General features: G+C 68.6%; 27 protein-coding genes. 14 read left to right on the top strand and 13 right to left on the bottom strand.

Annotated elements, in window-relative coordinates; genetic code table 11:
• The first annotated feature begins 10 nt into the window (after window positions 1-10).
• A complete protein-coding gene (locus CKW34_RS10650) occupies window positions 11-1,648 on the top strand; it encodes an alkaline phosphatase D family protein (RefSeq protein WP_059381502.1) in 1,638 nt (545 codons plus the stop codon).
• Between the two features lie 31 nt (window positions 1,649-1,679).
• Here the strand turns inward: CKW34_RS10650 and CKW34_RS10645 are convergent, their stop codons facing one another.
• The 3 genes from CKW34_RS10645 to aspS all read right to left on the bottom strand — a co-directional run bounded on the left by CKW34_RS10645 (window position 1,680) and on the right by aspS (window position 5,286).
• Window positions 1,680-2,843 carry a hypothetical protein gene (locus tag CKW34_RS10645; protein WP_059381350.1) on the bottom strand — a complete coding sequence of 388 codons (1,164 nt, stop codon included), beginning with the start codon at window positions 2,841-2,843 and terminating at the stop codon, window positions 1,680-1,682.
• 204 nt (window positions 2,844-3,047) lie between these two features.
• Entirely contained in the window at window positions 3,048-3,317 is a 270-nt protein-coding gene (locus CKW34_RS10640; RefSeq protein WP_006551422.1) for a DUF4235 domain-containing protein, read from the bottom strand.
• Between the two features lie 181 nt (window positions 3,318-3,498).
• On the bottom strand, window positions 3,499-5,286 hold the full coding sequence (gene aspS / locus CKW34_RS10635) for an aspartate--tRNA ligase (protein ID WP_059381349.1): 1,788 nt from the start codon (window positions 5,284-5,286) through the stop codon (window positions 3,499-3,501).
• Window positions 5,287-5,425: 139 nt separating this feature from the next.
• Between aspS and ypfJ the strand changes: the two genes are divergently transcribed.
• Window positions 5,426-6,343: a KPN_02809 family neutral zinc metallopeptidase gene (ypfJ, locus tag CKW34_RS10630; protein WP_059381348.1), complete on the top strand. Its 918-nt coding sequence runs from the start codon at window positions 5,426-5,428 to the stop codon at window positions 6,341-6,343.
• A 49-nt stretch (window positions 6,344-6,392) separates the two neighbouring features.
• On the opposite strand, the gene CKW34_RS10625 is transcribed toward ypfJ, so the two are convergent.
• A complete protein-coding gene (locus tag CKW34_RS10625; RefSeq protein WP_059381347.1) occupies window positions 6,393-6,692 on the bottom strand; it encodes a protease inhibitor I42 family protein in 300 nt (99 codons plus the stop codon).
• A 154-nt stretch (window positions 6,693-6,846) separates the two neighbouring features.
• Between CKW34_RS10625 and CKW34_RS10620 the strand changes: the two genes are divergently transcribed.
• Window positions 6,847-7,308, top strand: a complete 462-nt coding sequence (locus CKW34_RS10620) for a hypothetical protein (protein ID WP_231921869.1) — start codon at window positions 6,847-6,849, stop codon at window positions 7,306-7,308.
• Between the two features lie 33 nt (window positions 7,309-7,341).
• Complete coding sequence (locus tag CKW34_RS10615) at window positions 7,342-7,965, top strand: nucleoside/nucleotide kinase family protein (RefSeq protein ID WP_059381345.1); 624 nt, start codon at window positions 7,342-7,344, stop codon at window positions 7,963-7,965.
• Between the two features lie 79 nt (window positions 7,966-8,044).
• Here the strand turns inward: CKW34_RS10615 and CKW34_RS10610 are convergent, their stop codons facing one another.
• Complete coding sequence (locus CKW34_RS10610) at window positions 8,045-8,836, bottom strand: SDR family NAD(P)-dependent oxidoreductase (protein ID WP_059381344.1); 792 nt, start codon at window positions 8,834-8,836, stop codon at window positions 8,045-8,047.
• A 163-nt stretch (window positions 8,837-8,999) separates the two neighbouring features.
• Between CKW34_RS10610 and CKW34_RS10605 the strand changes: the two genes are divergently transcribed.
• On the top strand, window positions 9,000-10,760 hold the full coding sequence (locus CKW34_RS10605) for a RecQ family ATP-dependent DNA helicase (RefSeq protein WP_059381343.1): 1,761 nt from the start codon (window positions 9,000-9,002) through the stop codon (window positions 10,758-10,760).
• Between the two features lie 46 nt (window positions 10,761-10,806).
• Here CKW34_RS10605 and CKW34_RS10600 read toward each other — a convergent pair whose 3' ends face one another.
• Window positions 10,807-11,241, bottom strand: a complete 435-nt coding sequence (locus CKW34_RS10600; protein ID WP_174479588.1) for a DUF4383 domain-containing protein — start codon at window positions 11,239-11,241, stop codon at window positions 10,807-10,809.
• A 265-nt stretch (window positions 11,242-11,506) separates the two neighbouring features.
• Window positions 11,507-11,629 (bottom strand): hypothetical protein, encoded by a 123-nt coding sequence (locus CKW34_RS24780; RefSeq protein ID WP_016933989.1) that lies wholly within the window; start codon window positions 11,627-11,629, stop codon window positions 11,507-11,509.
• A 430-nt stretch (window positions 11,630-12,059) separates the two neighbouring features.
• Between CKW34_RS24780 and CKW34_RS10595 the strand changes: the two genes are divergently transcribed.
• On the top strand, window positions 12,060-13,427 hold the full coding sequence (locus CKW34_RS10595) for a hemolysin family protein (protein ID WP_059381341.1): 1,368 nt from the start codon (window positions 12,060-12,062) through the stop codon (window positions 13,425-13,427).
• Entirely contained in the window at window positions 13,420-14,433 is a 1,014-nt protein-coding gene (locus tag CKW34_RS10590) for a hemolysin family protein (RefSeq protein WP_174479580.1), read from the top strand. Before CKW34_RS10595 ends, CKW34_RS10590 begins: the two co-directional genes overlap by 8 nt.
• A gap of 87 nt (window positions 14,434-14,520) precedes the next feature.
• Here CKW34_RS10590 and CKW34_RS10585 read toward each other — a convergent pair whose 3' ends face one another.
• The gene (locus tag CKW34_RS10585; RefSeq protein WP_059381339.1) at window positions 14,521-15,300 is read right to left on the bottom strand and encodes a pirin family protein; all 780 of its coding nucleotides are present in this window, start codon (window positions 15,298-15,300) and stop codon (window positions 14,521-14,523) included.
• Window positions 15,297-16,322, bottom strand: coding sequence for a pirin family protein (locus CKW34_RS10580; protein WP_059381338.1), 1,026 nt, complete (start codon window positions 16,320-16,322; stop codon window positions 15,297-15,299). Before CKW34_RS10580 ends, CKW34_RS10585 begins: the two co-directional genes overlap by 4 nt.
• 92 nt (window positions 16,323-16,414) lie before the next feature.
• On the opposite strand from CKW34_RS10580, the gene CKW34_RS10575 reads away from it, so the two are divergent.
• Together CKW34_RS10575 and CKW34_RS10570 are read left to right on the top strand one after the other, a co-directional pair.
• Window positions 16,415-16,879, top strand: a complete 465-nt coding sequence (locus CKW34_RS10575; protein ID WP_059381337.1) for a MarR family winged helix-turn-helix transcriptional regulator — start codon at window positions 16,415-16,417, stop codon at window positions 16,877-16,879.
• A 109-nt stretch (window positions 16,880-16,988) separates the two neighbouring features.
• On the top strand, window positions 16,989-17,432 hold the full coding sequence (locus CKW34_RS10570) for an acyl-CoA thioesterase (RefSeq protein WP_059381336.1): 444 nt from the start codon (window positions 16,989-16,991) through the stop codon (window positions 17,430-17,432).
• 20 nt (window positions 17,433-17,452) lie between these two features.
• Here the strand turns inward: CKW34_RS10570 and CKW34_RS10565 are convergent, their stop codons facing one another.
• Window positions 17,453-18,481: an Rv2578c family radical SAM protein gene (locus CKW34_RS10565; protein WP_059381335.1), complete on the bottom strand. Its 1,029-nt coding sequence runs from the start codon at window positions 18,479-18,481 to the stop codon at window positions 17,453-17,455.
• Between the two features lie 197 nt (window positions 18,482-18,678).
• Between CKW34_RS10565 and CKW34_RS10560 the strand changes: the two genes are divergently transcribed.
• Both CKW34_RS10560 and CKW34_RS10555 read left to right on the top strand, forming a co-directional pair.
• Window positions 18,679-19,014 carry a type VII secretion target gene (locus CKW34_RS10560; RefSeq protein WP_059381334.1) on the top strand — a complete coding sequence of 112 codons (336 nt, stop codon included), beginning with the start codon at window positions 18,679-18,681 and terminating at the stop codon, window positions 19,012-19,014.
• The gene (locus CKW34_RS10555) at window positions 19,014-20,231 is read left to right on the top strand and encodes a hypothetical protein (RefSeq protein WP_059381501.1); all 1,218 of its coding nucleotides are present in this window, start codon (window positions 19,014-19,016) and stop codon (window positions 20,229-20,231) included. Before CKW34_RS10560 ends, CKW34_RS10555 begins: the two co-directional genes overlap by 1 nt.
• Before the next feature lie 25 nt (window positions 20,232-20,256).
• On the opposite strand, the gene CKW34_RS10550 is transcribed toward CKW34_RS10555, so the two are convergent.
• The 3 genes from CKW34_RS10550 to CKW34_RS10540 form a co-directional block, all read right to left on the bottom strand.
• Entirely contained in the window at window positions 20,257-20,901 is a 645-nt protein-coding gene (locus tag CKW34_RS10550) for a hypothetical protein (RefSeq protein WP_174479579.1), read from the bottom strand.
• A complete protein-coding gene (hisS, locus tag CKW34_RS10545) occupies window positions 20,888-22,162 on the bottom strand; it encodes a histidine--tRNA ligase (RefSeq protein ID WP_059381333.1) in 1,275 nt (424 codons plus the stop codon). The genes CKW34_RS10550 and hisS overlap by 14 nt, the downstream gene beginning before the upstream one ends.
• Window positions 22,163-22,267: 105 nt before the next feature.
• Window positions 22,268-22,951, bottom strand: coding sequence for an MBL fold metallo-hydrolase (locus CKW34_RS10540; protein ID WP_179161701.1), 684 nt, complete (start codon window positions 22,949-22,951; stop codon window positions 22,268-22,270).
• A 149-nt stretch (window positions 22,952-23,100) separates the two neighbouring features.
• On the opposite strand from CKW34_RS10540, the gene CKW34_RS10535 reads away from it, so the two are divergent.
• The 3 genes from CKW34_RS10535 (at window position 23,101) to CKW34_RS10525 (ending at window position 25,768) form a co-directional block, all read left to right on the top strand.
• Window positions 23,101-23,976: a peptidylprolyl isomerase gene (locus CKW34_RS10535; RefSeq protein WP_059381331.1), complete on the top strand. Its 876-nt coding sequence runs from the start codon at window positions 23,101-23,103 to the stop codon at window positions 23,974-23,976.
• A complete protein-coding gene (locus CKW34_RS10530) occupies window positions 23,976-24,758 on the top strand; it encodes a peptidylprolyl isomerase (protein ID WP_059381330.1) in 783 nt (260 codons plus the stop codon). The genes CKW34_RS10535 and CKW34_RS10530 overlap by 1 nt, the downstream gene beginning before the upstream one ends.
• A 212-nt stretch (window positions 24,759-24,970) precedes the next feature.
• Complete coding sequence (locus CKW34_RS10525; RefSeq protein ID WP_059381329.1) at window positions 24,971-25,768, top strand: peptidylprolyl isomerase; 798 nt, start codon at window positions 24,971-24,973, stop codon at window positions 25,766-25,768.
• The last annotated feature ends 2 nt before the right edge of the window (window positions 25,769-25,770 follow it).

Genomic DNA, 25,770 nt, shown 5'->3' with positions numbered 1-25,770 from the left:
GATCTTGATCGTGGCCACGACACCGTCCGCCGATCATGTCTCCCGCCGCGCCGTGCTCCGGTTGTCGATCCTCGCCGCGGGTGCTGCGGCCTTCGCCTCGACCACACAGCACGCGCAGGCATCCCCCGCGGTCTTCGCGCACGGCGTGGCCTCGGGAGATCCCTTGCCCGACGCGGTGATCCTGTGGACCCGGGTGACACCCTCGCCGGAGGCGACACCCGGCTCGGGTGCGGGACCGGACCTCCCGGTCACCTGGGAGGTCGCCCGCAGCAGCAGCTTCGACACGGTGGTCGCGAGCGGGACCGTGACGGCGAGTTCCGTCTCCGACCACACGGTCAAGGTCGACGCCCGCGGGCTCGCACCGGACACGACCTACTTCTATCGATTCCGCGTCGGCGGAACCGTCTCCCCGACCGGCAGGACGTCCACCGCGCCCTCGCACGACGCTGCGGTCGGACGCCTGCGCTTCGGTGTCGTCTCGTGCGCCGACTGGGAAGGCGGCTTCTTCTCCTCCTACCGCCACCTCGCCGCACGCGACGATCTCGACGCCGTGATGCACCTCGGCGACTATCTGTACGAGTACGCGGCCGGGAAGTTCCCCGTCGCCGGTGGCAGGGGCGTCCGGACGCACGAGCCCACTCACGAGATCGTGAGTCTCGCCGACTACCGCATCCGGCACGCGCAGTACAAGACCGACCCGAACCTGCAGGCGCTGCACTCAAAAGTGCCGTGGATCGTGATCCGGGACGACCACGAGGCTGCGAACGACGCGTGGGCGGGTGGCGCGGAGAACCACGATCCGCTCCTCGAGGGCGACTGGGCCTCCCGCAAGGCCGCATCGATGCAGGCCTACGACGAGTGGATGCCGGTGCGCCCGAACGGTGGTCGGCTCTACCGGCGCCTGCGGTACGGACGGCTCGCCGAACTGTCGATGCTGGATCTGCGGAGCTACCGCTCCCAGCAGGTTCTCGGAGGCGGGAGACAGGTCGACGATCCGGGTCGCACGATGACCGGACAGGACCAGATGGAATGGCTCACCGCCGGCCTGGCGACCTCCCCCACCCGATGGCAGTTGATCGGCAATTCGGTGATGTTCTCGCCGATCGTCCTACCGCCCCTCGATCCACGGACCACCGGAGCGCTGACCGAACTCGTGGGAGTGCCGGCCGGAGGTGTGCCCTTCAACACCGACCAGTGGGACGGCTACACCGCCGACCGTCGGCGGTTGATGGACACCATCACGGCGGCGGGTCTGCGCAACGTCGTCTTCCTCACCGGCGACATCCACACCTCGTGGGCGATGGACGTCCCGGTGGACGCCGCCGACTATCCGGGTGCGGGCACCGTCGCCACGGAGTTCGTGGTTCCGTCGGTGACGTCGGCGAACATCGACGAGTTGCTCGGTGTGCCCCCGCGGAGCCTGTCGCCCGCGCTGGAGGCGACGGCGACCGCGGCCAACCGGCACGTGCGGTTCGTCGAACTGGATTCGCACGGTTACGGGGTGCTCGAGGTGACTCCCGAGGCGACGCAGATGGAGTGGTTCTTCATCGGCGACCGCACGGATCCGAACACCGGTGCGCGCCGCGTCGCGGGATACCGGGTGGCCGACGGCGCGACGAGGATCGAACCCGCCGCTCCCCTGGTGTAGACGGCGAGCGGCGCCTGCCGGACCGACCGCTCTAACCGGCGGCGCGGTCCTCGAGGTGGGCGAGCACGTCGCGGGCGTGTGCGGCGACGTCGTCGTGGCCTGTCGCCGTGGCGAACTCGGCGAGCAGCGACCAGCGGGCGCGGAGCGCCGGGATGCGCGGCACCGACAGTCCGTGTTCGCGGACCGAGGCGATCCGCGCATGATCCTCGGGCAGGAACAGGTGCGTGCTCAGCCAGATGCATGCGAGCAGGGCGTCGAGCAGCCGCTCCTCGAGTACCTCGTCGTAGGCCAGCTGCGGCCACATGGCGACGACCTCGGCGCGCCACGCGTCGGCCATCGCGCGGATGCGGTCGACGGACAGCGGCACCGAGCACAGGCACAGCGGGAACGAGCTGAGGGCATACGCGATGTCGAGGGTCGCGTCACGGAAGCCGCCCCATTCGTAGTCGAGGAACTGCACACCCGCGTCGCCGACCACGATGTTGTCGGGGCACAGGTCGGACGGGCTGAAGGCCCGGAAACGCCCGCCGGTGAACAGCTTGGACGCCCGCTCGGCGCGCTCGCGTACCGACTCGGGCACCGACAGGCCGAAGTCGGCCTCGAGGAGTTCGGGCACGCCCCGCACAGCATCGAGGGCCTGCTGGGACACGGCATCGGCGACGCGCGCGACATCGGCGCGCCGCAGCAGCGCCGCGAAGTCCTCCTCGCGGCCGACGGTCGCGGCATGCATGCGTCCGAGCGCCTGGGCCAGGGCCATCAGGGTGTTGCCGGCGGCCTCGGAACTGTTGCGCAGCACCTCCGACAGGGTGGTGGCGTCGCCGAGGTCGCTGAGCACCAGCAGGCGGGCCTCGAAGTCGTAGGCGAGCAGTTCGGCGCCCGGACGGTGATCCTTCGCGAGGGCCGTCGTGAACTGGTAGGAGACCGCCTCGCGGAGGAAGGCGATCTGCTCGTCCGTCTCGGACCCGCGGAAGTCGACGTGGCCGGTACCACGCGAGGGCGGTACCTGCTTGAGGACGAGGGTGCGCGGGAGCGAGAACGGATTGGCGGCCACTCGTACCCGTACGACCACCGAACGTCCACTGCCCCCGAGATCCACGGGATCGGTCAGGGTCACCGTGGCGCCGGTACGGCGGGTGAGCAGCGCTTCGGCGGCGTGAACCACCTCGGACACGGGGTCTGCCAATGTTGCGGTCATCACTGCCCAATCTACAGGTTCTCGGTCACGACGAGGTCGTCCACAATGCTCGGATCGAGCAGGACCTTCTTCACCCGTGCCCAGCCCACCAGGTCGCTTTTGTCTACTTTGTGAGGGAAAATCGCTGCTCATCCGGGCGTGTCCCCGTTCGCGCCCCGGCGGCTCCGCTCGCCGGACGCCGATCACGATCGGGACACGTCACGATCATTCGGGTGAAACGTGTGTCACCTTCTGAAAACCGCGGGCGGTGCCGCGGTCCACGGCTGCCTTCACGACACCGAAGATCAGACCCTGGAGAGCGGCCGCGATCAGCACGTCTCGGGTGCGCTGCGACAGATCCTGAGGTTCGGGCCGTTCGTCACTGCCGCCGACCTTCTTCCACACCTGGTTGAAGACGGCTCCGGCGAGGATGCCGCCTCCCACACTGGCTGCGAGAGCGAGCGGCTTGTAGAAGATCACGCGTGCGTCGGCCATCGATACCTCCTCGACCCGTCGCCCCCGTTGGCGCCGGACCGACGGAATACCCGGACACGATCCTCACAAACCTCATCGGACCCACGAACCTCACCCGGGAACACCGCCGGACGGCACACACGACGGCGCGGTGCCTCCCGTCCGGAGACGGGCGACACCGCGCCATCGGCAGTGCGGGAGATCAGGCCTTGTCGGCGCCCTCGGTCTCGGGTTCGGGCACGAAGTCGATGCCCGTCTCCTTGCGCTGTTCCGGCGTGATCGGGCCGGGAGCATCGGTCAGCGGATCGACACCGCCACCGGACTTGGGGAACGCGATGACCTCGCGGATCGAGTCCACCCCGGCGAGCAGTGCGGTGATGCGGTCCCAGCCGAAGGCGATGCCTCCGTGCGGGGGCGCGCCGTACTTGAACGCCTCGAGCAGGAAGCCGAACTTCTCGTTCGCCTCCTCCTCCGAGATGCCCATCACCTTGAACACCCGCTCCTGGATGTCGGGACGGTGGATACGGATCGAGCCGCCACCGATCTCGTTGCCGTTGCAGACGATGTCGTAGGCGTACGCCAGCGCAGAACCCGGATCGGTGTCGAAGGTGTCGATGTACTCGGGCTTGGGCGAGGTGAACGCATGGTGCACCGCGGTCCACGCCGAGTGACCGAGGGCCACATCACCGCTCGCGGTCGCGTCGGCCGCCGGCTCGAACAGCGGGGCGTCGACCACCCACACGAACGCCCAGGCGTTCGGATCGATCAGATCGAGCTTGCGGGCGATCTCGTCGCGGGCGGCGCCGAGCAGCGCACGCATCTGCTTGGTCGGACCGGCGGCGAAGAAGATGCAGTCGCCGGGGTTCGCGCCCACGTGTGCGGCGAGACCCTCGCGCTCCGCGTCGGTGAGGTTCTTGGCGACCGGACCGCTCAGCGTGCCGTCCTCGCCGACGAGCACGTAGGCGAGACCCTTGGCGCCACGCTGCTTGGCCCATTCCTGCCACGCGTCGAGCTGACGACGCGGCTGGCTCGCACCACCGGGCATGACGACGGCACCGACGTACTCGGCCTGGAAGACGCGGAAGGTAGTGTCCTTGAAGAACTCCTTGCACTCCACGAGTTCGATGCCGAAACGCAGATCCGGCTTGTCGGTGCCGAAGCGGCGCATGGCCTCGGCGTAGGTCATCCGCGGGATCGGGGTCTCGAGTTCGTAGCCCACCAGACGCCACAGCGCGTGCAGCACCTCCTCCGCGAGGAGGATTACGTCGTCCTGGTTGACGAACGCCATCTCGATGTCGAGCTGAGTGAACTCGGGCTGGCGGTCGGCGCGGAAGTCCTCGTCGCGGTAGCAGCGGGCGATCTGGTAGTAGCGCTCGATGCCTCCGACCATCAGCAGCTGCTTGAACAGCTGCGGGGACTGCGGCAGGGCGTAGAAGTTGCCGGGCTGCAGGCGGGCGGGCACCAGGAAGTCGCGGGCGCCCTCCGGCGTGGAACGGGTGAGGGTCGGCGTCTCGACCTCCACGAACTCGTGGTGGGCGAGCACCGCGCGAGCCGCAGCGTTGACCTTGCTGCGCAGGCGGATGGTCTTGCCGGGCTTCTCGCGACGCAGGTCCAGGTAGCGGTACTTCAGGCGGGCTTCCTCGCCCACCTGATCGTCGAGCTGGAACGGCAGCGGGGCGGACTCGTTGAGAACCACGAGCTCGGAGGCGTCGACCTCGATCGCCCCGGTGGGGATCTCGAAGTTCTGGTTGCCCTCGGGGCGGATATCCACCTTGCCGGTGATCCGGACGCAGTACTCCGCGCGGAGCCGGTGCGCCTGCTCGAGGACGCCGGCGCTGCGGAAGACCACCTGCGAGACACCCGAGGCGTCACGCAGGTCGATGAAGATGACCCCGCCGTGATCGCGTCGCCGGGCAACCCAACCGGTGAGGGTGACTGTCTGCTCGGCGTGCTCGGCTCGCAACGAGCCGGCGAGATGGGTGCGCAGCACGGAATTCCTTTCGAAACGATCAGCGACGGGTTCGTCGGCTGTAATCCTACGAAAGACACGATCGGCCCGAGCGCACCCGTACCGAATAGTTCGTGCCAAGCTTGTCCGAATCCGACGAACACAGCAGAAAGCGGCGGCGATGACGTTCAGAGAAGGTGCACGCATGGATGCGGGCCGTGTCCGTACCGGCGGCGGTGGACGCGGTGGAAAGCTCGCTCTCGGCGGCGGGGCCGGTGGCCTGATCGTCATCATCCTGGCGTTGCTGTTCGGCGGCGATCCGTCCTCCCTGCTCGGCTCGGGAGTACCCGACACCTCCGGCGATCCGCAGGCCGAGAGCGCGCTCGAGCAGTGCGAGGTCGGCGGCAGTGCCGCAAACGAGAACGTCGACTGCCGGGTGCTCTACACCGTCGGGTCACTCGACTCGGTGTGGGAACAGCAGTTCGGGACGCAGACCGGTGTGGCCTACGTGCAGCCGGAGGTCGAGATCTTCACGTCTGCCACGTCCACCGGTTGCGGCAACGCCACCAGCGACATCGGGCCGTTCTACTGCCCGGCGGACCGGACGGCCTACTTCGACACCAGCTTCTTCGACGAACTCGAGACACGGTTCGGCGCCAGCGGCGGTCCGCTCGCGCAGGAATACGTCGTGGCCCACGAGTTCGGGCATCACCTGCAGAATCAGCTCGGCGACCTCGGCCGCGCGCAGGCCGACCCGCGCGGTCCCGAATCCGGCGCCGTCCGTACGGAACTGCAGGCCGACTGCTACGCCGGGGTGTGGGCCTACCACGCCGACAAGCTTCCCGAGCCGACCACCGGAGAGCCCTTCCTCGTGCCGCTCACCGACAACGACATCCGCGACGCACTGTCGGCAGCATCGGCCGTAGGCGACGACCGGATCCAGCGGGCCGCCACCGGCCGGGTGAACCCGGAGGGCTGGACGCACGGATCGTCCGAGCAGCGTCAGGCCTGGTTCCTGGCCGGCTACCGCACCGGTCGGGTCGACGCGTGCGACACCTACTCGGCACGCGATCTCGACAACCCGCCGGCACTGCGCTGAGTCCGTGCGCCTCCGGCACTGCGCTGAGTCCGTGCGCCTCCGGACGCCGTCACGCGACTGTGACGGTCATGTTCGCGCGGTCGGCGACCAGGTCGGCGTGCTTCCGCATGCGCAGGGAGATGGGCCAGGCACCGGGGCGGCGCGCCTTGAAACAGAAGACCCGCTCACCGGTCCCTCCCGGCAACGGGTTCTTCGACGGCACGAATCGGATGTCGCGGAGGACGAGCCCCTCTCCGACCCTCGACGTCGACCAGCAGTAGTCCCGGGAGGTGTTCTCGGGAAGATGCAGCTCGATCATGTCCCCGACACCGACCGTGACATCCTTCGGACCAGTGGCGATGTGCTTCATGACCTCAGGATAGCCCGCGAATGTGATTTTCCTCACTCTCGTGACGAGGATGCTCGCGCGGCGGTCACGGCGTCGATGTGTGATGGGACACAAAACGGGGCATTCGTTCTCCATGCACGAGGAACGAGCCGGAATCACACGCAGCGACGCGGTGATGGGAGGACGCCTTCTCGCTCTGGCACACGAGAACGGCTACAGCGAACTGACCGAAGAGGTCGCGGCGCTGGTGTCGAGCGCCGGTTCGGACTCGCCGTCACAGATCACTCCCCCGCTCTACGGGGGTGTGCTGAGGTGGACGGTCTCGACGATCGCCGACGTCGTCGTCGACAAGATCGGCCCACAGGTCCGTGGCGACAAGAACTTCGAACTGACCATCCGGACCGAGAGCGGCCGTCACGTCCGACCGGAGGAACTCCCGCAGCCGGAGAGCACCGTGATGAAAGCGGTCGTCGATGCGCTCGCCGGCGACTCGATCGCGGCCCGCAGCGACCTCGACGAAGTGGTCTTCGCGATGGACTGGGCGTCGCAGATGGAAGCACTGGTCGAGGCAGTGCTCTGGCTCGACCGACTTCTCGACACACCGGTACCGGACGGGAACGACACACCGCCCTGGTGACCCCCACATGTGGAAGGGCGTGAACGGCGAGCGATGCCCGCCTTCACTCCCCTGACTCCCGAGATGCTCGCGGTCTCCGTCGCCGATCGCGCCGAGGCCCTCAGCGGAAACGTGTGCGTCGCCGTGAGCGCAGCCGACGCGGCGGACCCGGTGGAGTTCGCACAGCGTGTCGCGACGGAACTGAGAACGCGGGGCCGCGCCGCGGACGTCGTCGACCTCCACGATTTCGTCCGGCCCGCATCGCTGAGGCTCGAGCACGGACGCACCGATCCGTACAGCTACCGCCACGACTGGTTCGACTACGCCGCGGTCGACAGGGAGGTATTGCGCGCGGTACGTGAACATCAGCGGTGGCTTCCGCGTCTGTGGGACGAGGACACCGACCGTTCGGCGCGCGAACGCCCGCGGCGGGCGGCGGAGGACCAGATCCTGGTCGTCGCCGGCCCCATGCTCCTCGGACGTGGTCTCGACTTCGACGTCACCGTCGTCCTGACGATGTCTCGGGGCGCGCTCGAAAGACGCACGCGCCCCGAGGATTTCTGGACGATCGATGCGCTGCTGGAGCATTCGGTGCTCGAGCAGTCGGGGACGGACGGGGACATCCTGGTGCGCTACGACCACCCCACCCGCCCGGCAGTACGGACGCGATCCGCCTGAGCCACAGGTCGGATCGCATCCGCGTCGCAACAGCCTCGGACGATGCGTCGGATACGCGGGCGGCGCCTGCCGAAGCGGATCATCTCCCCGATCGAGGCTTGGCCAGGACCCGGTGGACGGCCGAGGTCACCGCGTCGGGCGCGACCGTACCGAAGACCGCCATCGACTTCGCGAGCACGGAACCCGGCACCACGTTCCCCTCGCCGCGCATGAGAGCGGCATAACCGTCGCGCGCGACGTGGGCCGGATCGTCCTTGGGCGCCTTCCCCAGGATCGTGTCGAGCATCCCGGCCCGTGCGAAGAAGTGGGTATCGGTGGCCCCGGGCAGCATCGCCGTGAGCGTGACCCCGCTGCCGTCGAGTTCCTTCCGGACGCCGTCGGTGAAGGACTGCACGAACGCCTTGGACGCGTTGTACACGGCCTGGTACGGGCCGGGCATCTTCGACACGACCGACGACGTGATGAGCATCCGGCCCGAGCCGACCCGCAACATGTCGTTCAGCAACAGGTGTGCCAGATGCACCGTCGAACGTACGTTGACGTCGATGACGGAGAGAACGTCCTCGAGTTCTGCGTCGACGAACGCCCCACCGATCCCGACACCGGCGTTGAGCGCAACCGCTGCCGGGACGCGACCTCCGGCCGTGGCGGCCTCGTGGACCGCCCGGACCCCTTCGGGAGTCCGCAGATCCGCGTGGACCGACACCACCTCCACACCGGACGTCCGCAGGTCGGCGGCAACGTCGTCCAGCGCGTCCGACCTCGCCGCGAGCACGAGGTCGTATCCGTCGGCCGCGAACAGGGCCGCCAGCTCCCGGCCTATGCCTCGCGATGCTCCGGTCACCAGAGCGAGAGGTCGAGCGTCGTCCATATCTCCTCCTCGGCACGTATGGCTCGCGGGTACCCACATCCCGTCGGGTCGACACGGCGCCGGGGACGTCGCAACCGTTTGGGTCGGGCACGTCCTCGGGTATGCGAGAGACACCCTGCGCTCGCCCCGTCACGGGCAGTCCCTTCCGAATTCTGGAGTCCACTTGCAGCACAACACGTATCGGCCGTCGTCCGCCCGAGCATCGGACGATGCACGCGAGGAACTCTGCACCGCCGCGCAGAAGGTGTTCGGCTGGGACACGCTTCGCCCCGAGCAGCTGGACGCGATGGTTCCGCTGCTCGACGGACGCGACGTCCTGGCCGTGATGGCCACCGGCTCCGGGAAATCCGCGATCTATCAGGTGCCCTCACTCCTGTTACCGGGGGTGACGGTCGTCGTCTCCCCCTTGATCGCGCTGCAGAACGATCAGATCGCCGGCCTGGACCACTCGGAGGCGCCCGAGGCGGTCGCGATCAATTCGCGCCAGCGCGAGTCGGAGAACGAGGCGAACTGGCGCGCCGTGCTCGAACACGACGCCGACTACGTCTTCCTCGCTCCCGAACAACTCGCCAAGGACGAGGTCCTGGAGCGCCTGAGGAGCGTGGAGGTCTCGCTCCTCGTCGTCGACGAAGCGCACTGCGTCGCCATGTGGGGCCACGACTTCAGGCCGGAATATCTACGCCTGGGAGACGTGGCCGAGGCCCTGGGCCGACCACCCGTCGTCGCGCTCACCGCGACCGCCTCACCGCCGGTCCGCGAGGACATCGTCGAGGCGTTGCGCATGCGGGATCCGCTCGTCGTCGCCGGAGGTTTCGACCGGCCGAATCTCGACATCGAGGTGCGCAGGCACACCGACGACGGTGAGAAGCGACGCGCCGTCGTCGAGGCCGTGGCGTCCCTGCCGGGTCCGGGCATCCTCTACGCCGCGACCCGCAAGGACACCGAGCGGTACGCCGACGCCCTGCGTGAACGCGGGATCGACGCGTGCCCCTATCACGCCGGGATGCGGGCGGCCGAGCGCGAGGACGTCCACCTCGGATTCCTCGACGGTCGCTGCGACGTCGTGGTCGCGACCTCCGCCTTCGGCATGGGCATCGACAAGCCTGACGTGCGTTTCGTCGTGCACGCCTCGGTGCCCGACTCGGTCGATTCCTACTACCAGCAGATCGGGCGTGCCGGGCGCGACGGGGAACCGGCCACCGTCCTGATGTTCTACCGTCCCGAGGATCTGTCGCTCGCGACCTTCTTCACCACCCACAACCCCGACGAGGAGTTGATCGGTCGGGTGTTCTCGGCGGTCCGCTCCGCATCGCCGATGAAGCTCGGACGGCTGCGCACCGAACTCGACGTGCGGGGGCGGCGGCTGTCCAATGCGGTGAACCTGCTCGAACGGTGCGGGGCTCTCGTCTCCGGCCGGCGTGGACTCTCCGCAACCGACATCCCGCGACGTCAGGCGATCGAGCAGGCACGCGAGACGGCCGCGTCGGGCGAGCGACTCGACCGATCGCGGGTCGAGATGATGCGCGGCTACGCCGAGACCCGTGGGTGCCGCCGCCGGTTCCTGCTCGGATACTTCGGCGAGACATCGGCCGACCCCTGCGGCCGGTGCGACACCTGCCGGGACGGCGCGTCCGACGAGGTCGCAACGGTATCCGTGCTTCCGGGCACCGGGGCTGCGCAACCGGACTGCGAGACGACGGAATTCATCCCGAACACTCGTGTGGTGCACACCGAGTGGGGACCGGGAGTGGTGATGACCTGCGAGCACGATCGGGTCACCGTCCTGTTCGACAGCGAGGGCTATCGGACCCTGTCGCTCGCCGCGGTCGCCGAGTCGGGAGTGCTGACGGTCGACGACGACCACCTTCCCGACGAGGCCTCCACCGCGGCCCTGCCTGCCCACATGGAAGAACCCGTGGCGTGAACCACGGGTTCTTCCGGATCCCGATGTCGGGAGGTGCGGGCTCGGGTCAGGGACGAGCCGTGCCCGGGGCCGTTCGCGCACGCGTCAGGAGCACGCCGAGAGCGATCATGCCCAGCCCCAGAACGAAGTGCAGCCAGTCGTCTGCGGAGTTCACGGGCACGAAGTTGGCGCTGCTGTCCTTGTCGATGATCAGGCCGTAGATCCAGAGCACCAGATAGATCGCACCACCGATGATGAGGAAACTGCGGGCCGTGGCTGCAGCCCGGGCCGCTGCGAGGCCCAGGACACCGAAGAGCAGGTGCACGATGTTGTGGAGGATGGAGACCTGGAAGATCCCCAACAGCAGAGCCTCGGAATGGTGGCCTGCGCCCGAGAGCTGGTCGTAGTCCGACGTGACACCCGGGATGAACCCGAGGATGCCCACCAGTAGGAAGACGGCGCCCACCACGAGCGCCGCGGTCTGCACCGGCGTTGCCGTCATCGAGCCGCGGCCCGGGCTTGGTGATCGAGATGTCATCTTTCGTGTCCTCTCACCGAACGTCCGTTTCGGTTGAGTGGTCCGAATTACATTCACGGGTTAGCCGTGATGAAACGAACCCAAACGTCGGTTTCCGGCGTCGAGACCGGGGCCGAGCGGGGTGTGGAGCGGGGCGGTACTCCGCTCCCCCGGTCCGGATGGAGACGACCATCTCCGGACACGACGAAGGCCCGCGGGATCAACCCACGGGCCTTCGAGTCTGCGAGGCTCAGGCCTGGCTGCTGCCGAACGCATCGCCGGCCGCATCAGCGGAACCGGTGAAGAAGTTCAGCACGTCGAACAGGTCGGAAAGGTTACCGAAGAGGTCGACAAGGAACTCGAGTGCAGGCACGGGCTTCTCCCATCAATGGAACAACAACGAAGTTGTGACGACGCGCGTCGACACGCGATCCAATTGTTACCTGCATTCCACGTCCGCGCAGCACTTAAATTTGTAATACAGGCCACAAAGCGCTTCCACCAGCGAAAACGAAGATCTTCTCGAAAAAATCGGTCAGATATGTCGTAATCGTTCGGAAATACCCGGGACGGACAATACGGTCCATTCGGATGAAAATCCGAAGATTACAAGATCGCCCTGTGACCATACCTCCACCCGGACGGCGGGAACTTCCACCCCCATCCGTTCGTCCTATCCTGTGAATGCATCCGTCCGACCGACCCGACCCCGAGGGAGTCATGAAACGCCCCAAGCGAAAACCTCGAAGACCCGTCCCGCCCAGACGTGACGCTCTGCTCGTCACCCGAGCCCGGTCCCCGAAGTGCTGACCGCCCTCGGAATCGCGGCCGGCATTCTTGTCGTTCTCGCCATCACTGCCCTGACCGGCTACTTCGTCGCGCAGGAATTCGCGTACATGGCCGTCGACCGTTCCCGCCTGAAGGCCCGCGCCGAAGGCGGTGACTCGGCTGCGGCCCGCGCACTGGCGGTCACCCGCCGCACCTCCTTCATGCTCTCGGGCGCTCAGCTCGGCATCACCGTCACCGGCCTGCTCGTCGGTTACGTCGCGGAACCACTGATCGGTAGCGGCCTCGGCGAACTGCTGGGCGGTGTGGGCATCCCCACCGCCGTGGGAGTCGCCGTCGGCACCGTGCTGGCCGTGCTCTTCTCGACCGTCGTCCAGATGGTCTTCGGTGAGCTGGTACCCAAGAACCTCGCCATCGCCCGTCCCGAACCGGTCGCACGCCGCCTCGCCCTGTCGACGAGCGCCTATCTCGCCGTCTTCGGATGGCTGATCAAACTGTTCGACGCCTCGTCGAATCTCCTGCTGCGGGCATTGCGCATCGAGCCGGTGCACGACGTCGAGCACTCCGCGACACCGCGCGACCTCGAACACATCGTGGCCGCGTCCCGCGAGACCGGTGAACTTCCGCCGGAGTTGTCCACCCTCCTCGACCGGATCCTCGAGTTCCCGACCCGGACCGCCGAACACGCGATGATCCCGCGGTCGCGGGTCGACGTCGTCGAGCTGGACGAGCCGGTCGCCACGATCCTCGACAAGATGAGCGAGGGGCACACCCGCTACCCGGTGGTGGGCACCTCGTCCGACGATCTGCGCGGTGTCGTGCATCTGCACGACCTCCTCGGCCTCGACACACCGACGGGCACGGCCGCGACGGTCTGCCGTCCGCCCGTGATCGTGCCGGCCACGCTGGCCCTGCCGGAGGTTCTCACCGAGCTGGCCCGGGCCGAGGACGAGATGGCGCTGGTGATCGACGAGTACGGCGGTTTCGCCGGCGTCGTCACGCTCGAGGACATCGCGGAGGAACTGGTCGGCGAGATCGCCGACGAGCACGATCCCGCGATGGCCGTCGAGGTCATCCGCCCCGAGGGTGACGGCTGGATCGTCCGAGGCGATGCACATATCGACGAGGTGGCCCGCACCCTCGACCACGAACTGCCCGAGGGCGACTACGAGACGCTCGCGGGTCTGGTCATCACCGAGTTCGGCGGCCTGCCCGAGGTGGGTGACACCGTCCGGATCACGCTGGATCCGGATCCGGCCGAACTGCTGAACGAGGACGGCCCGCTCCACAGGACCCTGGTGGCCGAGGTCCGCGACATCGACAAGCACGTGCCGTCGTCCGTGCGCGTGACGGTTCTGACGGACGAGGTGACCGGCAATGAGTAGTCCTGTGGTCGTCGCGGTGGTGACGATCGGCCTGATCGCCGCCAGCGCGTTCTTCGTCGCGGTCGAGTTCGCGCTCATCGCGGCGCGACGACACCGGCTCGAGGACGCAGCGCCGTCGAGCCGGTCGGCGCGCGCCGCCCTGCGCAGCGCGTCCGAACTGTCGGTGCTGCTCGCAGGATCCCAGCTCGGTATCACGGTGTGCACGCTCGCACTCGGTGCGACGACGAAACCCGCAGTGCACCACTGGCTCACGCCCTTGTTCGAGAACTGGGGCGCGCCGCTGTGGCTCGCGGATGTCGCCGGCTTCGTCCTTGCGCTGATCATCGTGACGTTCCTGCACCTCGTCGTCGGCGAGATGGCACCGAAGTCGTGGGCGATCGCCCACCCGGAGAAGTCCGCCACGATGCTGGCGCTGCCGATGCGGGCGTTCATGTGGGTGACCCGGCCGTTGCTCGTCCGGTTGAACCACATGGCGAACTGGTGCCTGCGGAAGGTCGGCGTGGATCCCGTGGATCAGGTCGCCGAAGGTCAGGATCCCGATGCACTCCGCCATCTGGTCGAGCACTCGGCCACCGTCGGCACGCTCGACGAGCGCTATCACGGGCACCTGAGCAGCGCGCTGGAGCTCGAGACGCTCACGCTCGGCGAGATCGTCACGCCGCAGGCGGAGCCGAGCAGTGTGAAGCCGACCTCGACGGCCGACGAGATCCGTGAGACGGCTCATCGCACGGGGCATCTCCGGCTGCTCGTACGCGCCAACGGGCACGTGGACGGTGTCGTGCACGTACGTGACAGTCTCCAGGCCGCACCCGGAACCACGGCGGTCGAACTGATGCGCCCCGCGCTGACGATCGACGCCGCGACGCCGGTCTACGAGGCGCTCACGACGATGCGGGAGACCAGGAACCATCTGGTCACCGTCACCGAGAACGGACGGATCGTCGGGTTGATCACCCTGTCGGACGTCCTGGCCCGGTTGCTGCCGATGAGCGGCGCCGCGAACTGACCCACGACGGCGACAGGCCCGTCCCGGATCTGCGGGGCGGGCCTGTTGCCGTTTCCGGTCCGCCGGAGCGGTCGGCAGTGCCGGTGTTCAGGAATGTCCGAGTGCGGCGTGCATCTCCCAGACGATGATCTCGGCGCCGGTCGCCGTGGTGAGCGCTCGACCGCCACCTCCGGCGATCCGCACCGCGTCTCCTTCGGCGAGAGGTCCGGCTCCCTCGAGTGCGGCTTCGCCCCGGGCGACGAAGAGGTGCACGAAGGGTGCGTCCGGCAGCGTCACGGGGCGATCCGGACGCATCCGCGCGACGTGCATGGCGGCATATCTGTTGCGGATGCGGATGGCGGAATGGTCGGCGTAGGCGTCCATTCCGGATGCGACCGGCACGAGACCGCCGGAGAGCAGTTCGTCGTCGATCTCGAGTTGTTCGTATCCCGGCTCGATCCCGGCTTCGTCCGGCAGCACCCACATCTGCACGAACCGCACCGGTTCGTCGTGCTCGGCGGCATACGACGCGGTGGCGCCGGGATGACGCCACGAGTCGTTCTTCTCGGAGTGGAGGATCCCGGAGCCCGCGCTCATGCGCTGCGCGAGACCCGGGTAGATCACCCCGGAATGCCCCGTGGAGTCCTGGTGCACGAGCGATCCGCGCAGCACCCAGGTGACGATTTCCATGTCGCGATGCGGGTGGGTGTCGAAACCGCTTCCCGGACGGACGATGTCGTCGTTGTTGACCATCAGCATCCCGAAATGCGTGTTGTCGGGATCGTAGTGGTGGCCGAACGAGAAGGAGTGCCTCGAGTCGAGCCAGTCGATCTTCGTGTGGAGGCGGTCGTCCGCGCGGCGGACGTCGAGAATCGGTGCGGTGCTCATGCGGGGTCCTGTGTCGGGCAGTTCGGATCTGCGGTGGGCGGATTGCGGCGGGGGCGGATACGTGCCTGGGGCAGGGGTGGCGCCGGGAGACGCTCGACCCTGCCGGTGTAGCCGGAGACGCTGCCGAACCGATCGGAGCCGCGTTCCCAGGCGTCCCGGTAGGCGACGATCTCGTCGTGGTCGCGCCCGACGAAGTTCCACCACATGACGATCTCCTCGCCGAAGGGTGTTCCGCCGAGGAGGACGATACGTGCGGGTTCGTCGGTGGTGTTGGCCAGTTCGAGGGCCGGCACGCCGGTTCCGGTGTAGCCGAGCGCGGCACGGGTGAGCACGGTGCCGAACAGTGCGACCGTACCGGTGTCGACGAGCACCCCGTGTTCGAACGACGGGTCGACGTCGAGGGTGATACTCGCTGCGGGGTCCAGGACGATCTCCGCGCCGAGCAGCGGGGTGTACGTCGTCACGGGCGACTCCTGGCCGGCGAGCGAACCGAGGAAGACCTTGACGTCGGCGCCGGGCACCCGGACGACCGGCGGCACGTGGTGCTGGAAGTCGCGGGGCGCATCGCGATGCGCGTCGGGCAGGGCCACCCACAGCTGGACACCGTGCAGCGTCGTGGTCGCGGCGGTGGAGACCTCGGAGTGGCAGATCCCGTGGCCTCCGGTCATGAGGTTCAACTCCCCCGGCCGGACCATCGCGTGCACGCCGTGACTGTCGCGGTGTTCGATCTCCCCGGTGAACAGCCACGACACCGTCTGGAGCCCGGTGTGGGGGTGCGGTGCGACGTCCATGCCGCCGGTGCGGGAGACGTCGTCGGGACCGTAGTGGTCGACGAAGCACCACGCACCGATCAGCGAACGTTGCCGTTGCGGGAGCGTGCGGCGGACGGGCATGGCCCGGGGGCCGCCGAGCGGGACCTCACGCGAGGTGATGATCTCCACGCGGGGGCGGAGCGGGTCGCGAATCGGGAGGTCCTCCGTCCGGCAGCGGATCTCCTCGGGACGGGTGTCGGTGTTGCTCATGCCGCTCGACTCCTCTCGGTGGTCCGTCGGTCGACGCTTCCAGTGTGTCACATTTGATTGCGCAGTCAACTAACACGGGTACACTGGAGGTCATGGGAGAAGCGAAGTGGCTCGGCGACGACGAACAGCGCCTGTGGCGCGCCTATCTGGATGCGACGCGACTGCTGTTCCAGAATCTCGACAAGCAGCTGCTGCGGGACTCCGACATCTCCTTCACCGACTTCGAGATCCTGGTCCTGCTGTCCGAGGCACCCGATCGCCGGATGCGCATGCGCGACCTCGCGGACGCCAGCACCACGACCCGCAGCGGCATCACCCGCGCCGTCTCCCGCATGGAGAACGCCGGGTGGGTGCGGCGCGTGGAGTGCGAATCCGACCGACGTGGTGCGTGGGCCGAACTGACGGACGTCGGCTACGCGAGACTCGCCGAGGCGGGTCCGGGCCACGTCGAGGCGGTCCGCGAGAACATGTTCGACCTGCTCTCCCCCGACGACATCACCTCCATGACCGAGGCCTTCACCCGCATGCGCGATCGCATGATCGACGGTAGGCGGTAGGCCTCCCGCCCGCGGCCGAACGCCGCCCGCACCTCCGGGGCGGGGGCGCCCACCCGCTCACGGATATGTTGACCGGGTCACAGTCACCATCTCGAAGGCGGTACCTCCCATGCGGTACGACCCGCGGCGCACCTCGCTCGACCTGTATCCGTTGCAGCGCACGATCACGCCCCTGTTCGGCGACACCGACGCGCTCGGGCACATCAACAACGTCTCGATCGCCCGCTACTTCGAACAGGCCCGCGTCCTCGTCATGGAGGCAGTGTCGTCAACCCTGGGCGGCACGCATCCCTTCGAGCGTGCGGTACTCGCGAAGATCGAGATCAACTTCCTGGCCGAGGTGTTCTATCCGCACGACATCGTCATCGCCACCGGCGTCCACCGCACAGGAACGTCGTCGGTCGTGATCGGCTCGGCCCTGTTCCAGCACGGCCGGTGCGTCGCGCTCGCCGATTCGGTGGACGTCGGCACCGCCGCCGAAGGCGGATCACGTCCGGTCCCCGAAGCCTCACGCCTGGCGTTCGAGAAGTTCCGGCTCGCATACGGCGACTGACGCGACGTCCACGAACCGCCTCAGAACAGGGTGAGCGCCGCCTCGGGTTCGGGAGCGCGTTCGTCGGTCCGCAACGCGCCCGTCTCCTCGCGCCGAGCGGACGCCCGGGTCCCGAGGTGATGGCGTTCGAGCAGGGGCGCGACCCGCTCGTCCAACCACTGCGAGTACTCGGGCGCGACGTAGGCACCCCGTCCGTAGAGGCGGCGATAGCGTCGCATGAGGGCAGGATGCTCCTGGGCGAGCCACGACAGGAACCACCCGCGGGTCGAGCCGCGCAGGTGCAGCGGTATCACCGTCACCCCCGACGCGCCGGCCGTGGCCAGGGAGTCGAACAGCGTGTCGAGGTGCTGACGCGAATCGGTGAGGAAGGGCAGCACCGGAGCGACCATGACGTGGCACGACAACCCGGCGTCGACGATCGCCTTCACGAGATCGAGACGGGCCTTCGGTGACGGCGTGCCCGGTTCGATCTGCGCGGCGAGTTCGGGATCGCCGATGGGGAGCGACACCGCGACCGACACATCGACCCGACCGGCCGCCAGCGACAGCAACGGGAGATCGCGGCGCAGAAGCGTGCCCTTCGTGAGAATGGAGAAGGGGGTGCCGGATTCGGCGAAGGCCCGGATGACTCCGGGCATCAGCCGGTAACGCCCCTCTGCACGCTGGTAGGGATCGGTGTTGGTACCGAGCGCCACGTGTTCCCGGGTCCAGGATCGGCGCGCGAGTTCGCGGCGCAGGACGGCGGCGACGTTGGTCTTGACGACCAGTTGCGAGTCGAAGTCGTGCCCGGCGTCGAGATCGAGATACTCGTGCGTGGGACGGGCGAAGCAGTACCGGCACGCGTGGGTGCACCCGCGGAAGGTGTTGACGGTGTACCGGAACGGTAACCGGGATGCCTCCGGCGTCCTGTTCAGCGCGCTCTTGCACAGCACCTCGTGGAAGGTGACGCCCTCGAACTCCGGTGTGCGGACACTACGGACGAGGCCTGCCCGCTCGAGACCCGGCAGAGCTCCGTCGTCCGCGTCCACAGTCTGACCCGCCCACCTCATGCCTCCAGTCGAACATGTGTGCTATTCGGTGTCAACAGATCGTTCGACATCGTGTTCGATCGGATGAGGCGCATTCGTTGTGCAACGAATACATCGGCTTTCCGCGCGCTCCATCCACAGGCGCCCGAGGGACCGGTGGCTCGCCCGGTGCGCTCGAGTTACAGTGCTCGCCACACTGATCTTCGATGGGGGGTTCGATGAGCGGTCTGTTTCCCGGTGCCGGAATCCGGGTGGTGCCCGACGGAATTCGAGCGTTCGGGACCACGAATCTTCGTGCGGCCGAGCAGGTGGCGCAGGCGGGGACGTTCGATCTGCAGGCCAACATCTCCGCGCTGAGCCCGGCCATGGGACTCATCGGCGGAGAGTTCCTCGCAGTGTTCGCCGCAGCCCAGTCCGAGCACACCCGCGCCGTCGCGCAACTGTCATGGGCCTACGCGTCCAACGGCATCGCAGCACACGAGGCGGCCACCGGCTACGAAACAGCCGACACCGGAACGGCTTCGGCGCTGGCCGATGCGGCGGGAGGACTGTGATGCAGGGATCGGTCGCCGACACCGCGACACCCGCCGCGTCACCGACCGTTCTCGACGCTCTCCGCGCGTCCCCGATCGGACCGGTCCTCGACGCACCGCTGCCGGTACTGCCGGAAGCCGTCCTCCCCGAGCCGGGTCTGCCCGTCCCCGAGGTGAATTCGATCGCCGAACTGCTCGGGACGATCCCGGTACCGGTCCTGCCCGACCTCGAGACGATCGTGCAGCCGCTCACCGAACTCTGCTCGATGTTCGGCACCGGCATCCTCGACTCGCTCGATCCCTCGGCGATCCTGCAGCAGGGGTCGCGTCTGCTCGAGACCGCCACGATGCTCGGACGCAGTGCACTGCACGCACTTCCGGAGTCATGGGAGGGAGTCACGGCCGACGAGGCCGCAGGGCACGGGGTGCGCGCGCAGCAGTCCGCCCTCGAACTGGCCGACCGCGGCGACCGGATCGGCGATGTCACCCGCGCCGCCACGGCGACCGTCGAACGCGGCAACATCGAATTGACCGGCATCGCACAGTCGTTCGTGGCCACGGCGACAGCGGCCGCGCCTGCTCTCGCGACGCCGCCGGGCCAGGCCGCCCTGTTGGCGTCCGCCGCGCAGCATCTCCAGGCGGCACTGGCCGTCGTCGCGCGCACCCGAGGCGAGCTGACGATCCACACCGCCGCGATGACCGCGCTGACCACACCGGTTCCCGTACCCGCGCCGGTCGCCGTGGCCGGAGTGCACGAGATGCGCACGGCCGCCACTGCCGCAACCGATGTCGCGTCGGGTGTCGCAGCCCCGTTCACGGCCGCCGCGCACGCCGCGACCACTCCCACTGCCTACGCGGCGACCGTGCCCACCGCACACACGGCGGTTCCGACCGTCGGCGCGGCGGTCGCGGGATCGGCCGGAACCGTGTCGGCCGGAGTGATCGCAGGTCACGGCCCCGCGGGGGCTGCGTTCGGAACTGCGGCCGTGCCTGCCGCCGCTCCGATTCCGACCGCACCGGGTTCGAATGGGGGTTCGCCGGCCACGACCGGCGCAAGCGCGATGGGACGGGCGCCGTCGACCGGCGGGATGGTCCCCGCGACCTCGGCCCGCGGATCCGACGACGAGGAGCATCGCTCCGCCACCCGTCTGCTGAGCGCCGCCGCGGAGGGAAGCGAGGTCGTCGGAGAACTGCCGTTGGTCGTTCCCGCGGTGATCGGATCGCACGACGACCGCTGAGCACCTCGTCCATCGGGCGAGCCCGTCAGTCGACGAGGGAGGCCACCTCGTGATCGGTCAGCGTCGTCTGCGGCACGCGGCCGGCGCCGCGCGCGAGTTCGATCGCCCGGTAGAGCGGGCGTTCGCCGAGCGCGGCGTCGCGGGCCTCCGCCCGCAGCTGTTCGACGAGCACCGACGAGATCGCCGCCGCCGGAGCGATCTCGCTGGTGGCGAGCGCATTGGCGAGCTTTCGCAGAGACAGGACATCGAGTTCGCGACCGCCGCCGTTCGCATACAGGGCGAGCGGGACCGACACCAGATTGTGCTCACCGTCGTTGACGCGCACGACGGCCTGCGACACGCCACCCACCCGAACGATCAGTTCGACCCCGGCGAGTCGCGCGAGATCGACACTGCGCGACCGGAACGCCCCCGACAGGGTGACGACGGTGCCACGCAGCAGCAGGTGCCGGCGCGTGGCCAGGAACGCACCGACGGCCGGCGGCACCGTGAAGACGGCCCCGACGAGCAGGGCGACCCAGCCGGGCGCGACGATCCAGACGAGAAAGCCGAGGACGACGCCGACGACGAGCGCGAGCAGCGCGATCCTGCGGGCGCGTGGCCTGAGCAGCCGGGACGGGATCAGATCGAGCGGGACGGTGGCACCGTCCCGGTCGTCATGCGCCGGCAACGACCTCACCCACACGGGCTACGACGTCCGTGAGTGCAACGCTGTGCTGCTCGCCGTTGCGCAGATCCTTGACGACGATCTCGCCCGCCTCGAGTTCGCGATCGCCGAGCACGAGCGCGACGACGGCACCGGACTTGTCGGCCGCCTTCATCGCGCCCTTGAGGCCGCGCCCACCGTAGGCGAGGTCGACGCGGACACCCGCGGCGCGCAGCTTGTGCGCGATGGGCACGAGCGCGGCCTTCGCGGCGTCGCCCATCGGCACCCCGTACACCTCGCACCGCGCGGGGCTGCCGGCGGTCTTGCCCTCGGCGGCGAGCGCGAGAACCGTGCGATCGACGCCGATCCCGAATCCGATGCCCGAGAGCGGCTGGCCGCCGAGCTGTTCCATGAGTCCGTCGTAGCGACCACCACCACCGATGCCGGACTGGGCGCCGAGCCCGTCGTGGACGAACTCGAAGGTGGTCTTCGTGTAGTAGTCGAGACCGCGCACCATGCGCGGATTGACGACGTACGGAACGCCGATCGCATCGAGGTGCGCGAGCACCTCGTCGAAGTGCGCGCGAGCGGTGTCCGAGAGGTGGTCGAGCATCAACGGCGCGTCGGCGGTCATCTCGCGGACCTCCGGGCGCTTGTCGTCGAGCACGCGCAGCGGGTTGATCTCGGCGCGGCGGCGCGTCTCCTCGTCGAGCGGGAGCGCGAACAGGAACTGCTGCAGCTTCTCCCGGTACTGCGGGCGGCAGGTCTCGTCGCCGAGGGACGTGATCTCGAGGCGGAAACCGTCGAGTCCGAGCGACCGGAATCCTGCGTCGGCGACCGCGATGACCTCGGCGTCGAGCGCGGGATCGTCGACGCCGATCGCCTCGACGCCGACCTGCTGCAGCTGACGGTAGCGACCCGCCTGGGGGCGCTCGTAGCGGAAGAACGGTCCGGAATAGGACAGCTTCACGGGGAGCTGACCACGGTCGAGGCCGTGCTCGATCACCGCGCGCATCACGCCTGCGGTGCCCTCGGGACGCAGCGTGACCGAGCGTTCACCGCGATCGGCGAAGGTGTACATCTCCTTCGTGACGACATCGGTGGACTCGCCGACGCCGCGAGCGAACAAGCCGGTGTCCTCGAAGATGGGCAGCTCGACGTGCCCGTACCCCGCCAGGCGTGCGGCACGGGTCAGACCGTCCCGTACCGCCACGAACTCCGCCGACTGCGGGGGAACGTAATCGGGCACACCCTTCGGCGCCGAAAACGTGGAGGCCTTGCTCACTGGTACTGCCTTCTCTCGGGATTCTCTCGGTTGGTCACCGGACGGATCGCGGTGTTCGTGCGTCGGTATCGATGCGCCGGCGTTCGTGCGTCGGTGTTCGTGCCGTCAGCGGGATTCTGCCAGGCCGGTGAGGAAGGGGTTCGACACCCGCTCCTGGCCGATCGTGCTCGCCCCGCCGTGTCCGGGGAGGATGTTGGTGCCGTCGTCGAGCACGAGCAGCTTGCGCGCGATCGAGTCGAGGAGTTGCGCGTGGTCGCCGCCGGGCAGGTCGGTGCGGCCGATCGATCCCTGGAACAGGGTGTCGCCGGTCAGTGCGACGTTCAGGACGGCGCCATCGGGCGTGGTGGTGCGGGTGCGCAGGACGACCGAGCCGCGGGTGTGTCCGGGCGTGTGGTCGACGACGAACTCGATTCCGGCGTGTTCGATCTCGTCCCCGTCGGCGAACTCCACGACCTGCTGCGGTTCGACGAACTCGACACCGTCCAGGAAGGGCGCAAGGCTCGATCCCATGCCCTGCAGCGGATCGGTGAGCATCATCCGGTCGTCCGGGTGGATGTAGACGGGGATCCCGTACCGGTCGGCCACCGGCTGCGCCGACCACATGTGGTCGAGGTGACCGTGCGTGAGCAGCACCGCCCGGGGCGTGAGATCGGATCCGGTGAGGAACTCCACGAGCGGCTCGGCGGCGTCCTGGCCTGGATCGACGACGACGCACTCCTTCGCGTTGTCCTGCGCGAGGATGTAGCAGTTGGTCTGGAACATCCCGGCAGGGAATCCGGTCACGAGCACGAGCATCGCTCCTACGGGTGGAAGCCTTCGAGGTCTCCTACAGACTATGCGTTGCGCCCTGCCCACGGGTTGCCGGTCCCGAGTGGCAGACTCGGGTCTGCTTCGAAGTCGGTTGGACCACATCGATCGTTCACGGGAGGACTACTGCAGTGCCGAGCAACGCACAACGGCGCCAGGCCGCGAAACGCAAACTCGAACGGCAGCTCGAGCGTCGAGCCGAACGCGAGCGCAAGCGGCGCCGCACGATGATCGCGCTGTCCGCGCTCGGAGTGATCGTGGTCGTCGGCGCGGGTGTTGCTCTGTGGGCGGTCAACCGGGGCGACGACACGGCCACCGAGGCGGCGTCGAACGACACCTCGGATTCCGAACTCGAGTACGCCGCCCTCCCCGAGGGCCGGTCCGAACCGTTGCCCGAGACGGTGAGCTGCTCCTACCCCGCGGACGGCCGCGAACCGTCGAAGCCGGCAGAGCCGCCGCGCACCGAGGGCATCCGCACCACCGGCGAGGGCAACACGGACATCAGCGTCAGCGTGGAGACGAGCCAGGGGAACATCGGCCTGATCCTGCACAACGACGATTCGCCGTGCACCGTCAACAGCTTCCTGTCGCTCGCCTCGCAGAACTTCTTCGACGAGACGGCCTGCCATCGGCTCACCACCTCGCCGTCCCTGCAGGTCCTGCAGTGCGGCGACCCGTCGGGTAGCGGATCGGGCGGACCGGGTTACCAGTTCGCGAACGAGTTCCCGACCGACCAGTTCGCCGCCGACGATCCCGCGGCGCAGGAACCGATGACCTATCCGCGCGGCACGCTCGCGATGGCCAACGCCGGTCCGGACACCAACGGCAGCCAGTTCTTCCTGGTGTACGGCGATTCGGTGCTGCCGCCGCAGTACACCGTCTTCGGCACGATCGACGAGACCGGACTCGCGACCCTCGACACGATCGCCGCGGCCGGTGTCGCAGGTGGAGCCGCCGACGGTGCCCCCGCGCTGGAGACCACGCTCACGTCGGTCAGGATGGACTGATGATCCGATTGCGCACCACCCTCGCCGCCGGCGCCGGGCTGGCACTCCTGCTCACGGGATGTTCCGACGACACGTCCACCGACAGCGCCGCGACCTCCTCGGCACCGGCGTCCGTCGCCGACCGTCAGTCCCCCGCCTACACGGGCGAACTGCCGGAACGGCCCGCCGGTGGCGATTCCGTCTCGTGCACCTACAACGCCTCGGGTGAAGCCGCGCGCGACGTGACCGCCCCGTCCGCGGACGACGTCTCCGCCTCCGGCACCACCGCCGCGCAGATCACCACCAGCGTCGGCGTGATCGGCGTGGAACTCGACCGGGCCGCGGCACCGTGCACGGTGAACAGCTTCGTGTCCCTCGCGGAGCAGGGCTACTTCGACGACACGCCCTGCCACCGTCTGGTGACCTCGCCGGGTCTGCAGGTTCTGCAGTGCGGCGATCCGACGGGCACCGGCACGGGCGGGCCGGGTTACGGCTTCGACACCGAGTACCCGGAGAACGTGTACGCGCCCGGCGACGCCCAGCTGCGGCAGCCGGTGATCTACCCGCGCGGTACGGTCGCGATGGCCAACACCGGCCGGCCCGGCAGCAACGGCAGCCAGTTCTTCCTGGTCTACGAGGATTCGCAGCTTCCCCCCACCTACACGGTCTTCGGGACGGTCGACGAGGCCGGACTCGCCGTGATCGAGGAGGTCGCGGCAGAGGGCGACGACGGATCGATGGCGGCCGGCGGCGGTGCCCCCAACCGCGCGGTGCAGATCGAGTCGGTGACCGTCGGGTCCTGACACCCGCTCGCGCCACAGCACGCGCCGTCCCCGCCCCGGATCCCGGGGCGGGGACGGCGCGTCTTCGGGACTCCGGAGAGGGCGGACTCTGCCGCCCGGTACGAGATCCACTGGAGCGCACCACCTCACGGGGTGATCTCGGGGGTGATTGTTCATCGATCCGCTCTCGGCCCCTATCGGTTCGTGCAGGGTTCCGATAGCGTCCCGATGCTGTGATCCACACCACCGAGCGGCGGTTCGCGTCCCGGCTCCGCACCGTTGTTCCGCTCTGTCTCGTCGCCGTCGCAGCGCTGCTCGGCGGCTGTGCGCAGGACGCCGGTTCCGCCACCACGAAGGTCACCGAGGTCGCACAACCGCGGTCGGCTCCCCCACGCGATCTGTCCATCTACCGCGGACTCCCCGAGGTCCCGGCCCAACCGGCACCGACCGTGACGTGCGAGTACGTCGACAAGGGTGGTGCTCGTCCCCCGTCCACCGCATCGACCGTGGGCATCGTCGATCTGACCCTCGAGACGTCGATCGGCGCGATCCCGCTCGTGCTCGACCGGACCCAGGCGCCGTGCACGGTCAACAGCTTCGTCGATCTCGCGCGTCGCGGGTTCTACGACGGCACGTCCTGCCACCGTCTGGCGACCGATCCGGGCGGCGAGCTCTACCAGTGCGGCGACCCCACCGGGACGGGATCCGGCGGGCCCGGGTACACGTTCGCCGACGAGTACCCGGTGCCGCAGTTCGCGGCGGAGGCCGCGACGTCCTATCTCCCGCCGGCGGTGCTGTATCCGCGCGGCACGATCGCGATGGCCAATGCCGGCGTGGAGGACAGCAACGGCAGCCAGTTCTTCCTGCTGCTCGGAGATTCACTGTTGCGCCCGGACTTCACGGCCTTCGGCCGCATCGCCGATGCCGGGATGCCGGTGCTCGACGCGGCCGCCGCGGACGGACACGACGGTTCCAGCCCGCTCGGGGGCGGCGTACCCACGACACCGGTCGTGATCGGGGCCGTGCGGTGACG

Source organism: Rhodococcus rhodochrous, assembly GCF_900187265.1.
Taxonomy (GTDB): Bacteria; Actinomycetota; Actinomycetes; order Mycobacteriales; family Mycobacteriaceae; genus Rhodococcus; species Rhodococcus rhodochrous.
The sequence above is the reverse complement of the archived record's forward strand: the minus strand, read 5'-3'. Positions and strand labels throughout refer to the sequence as shown.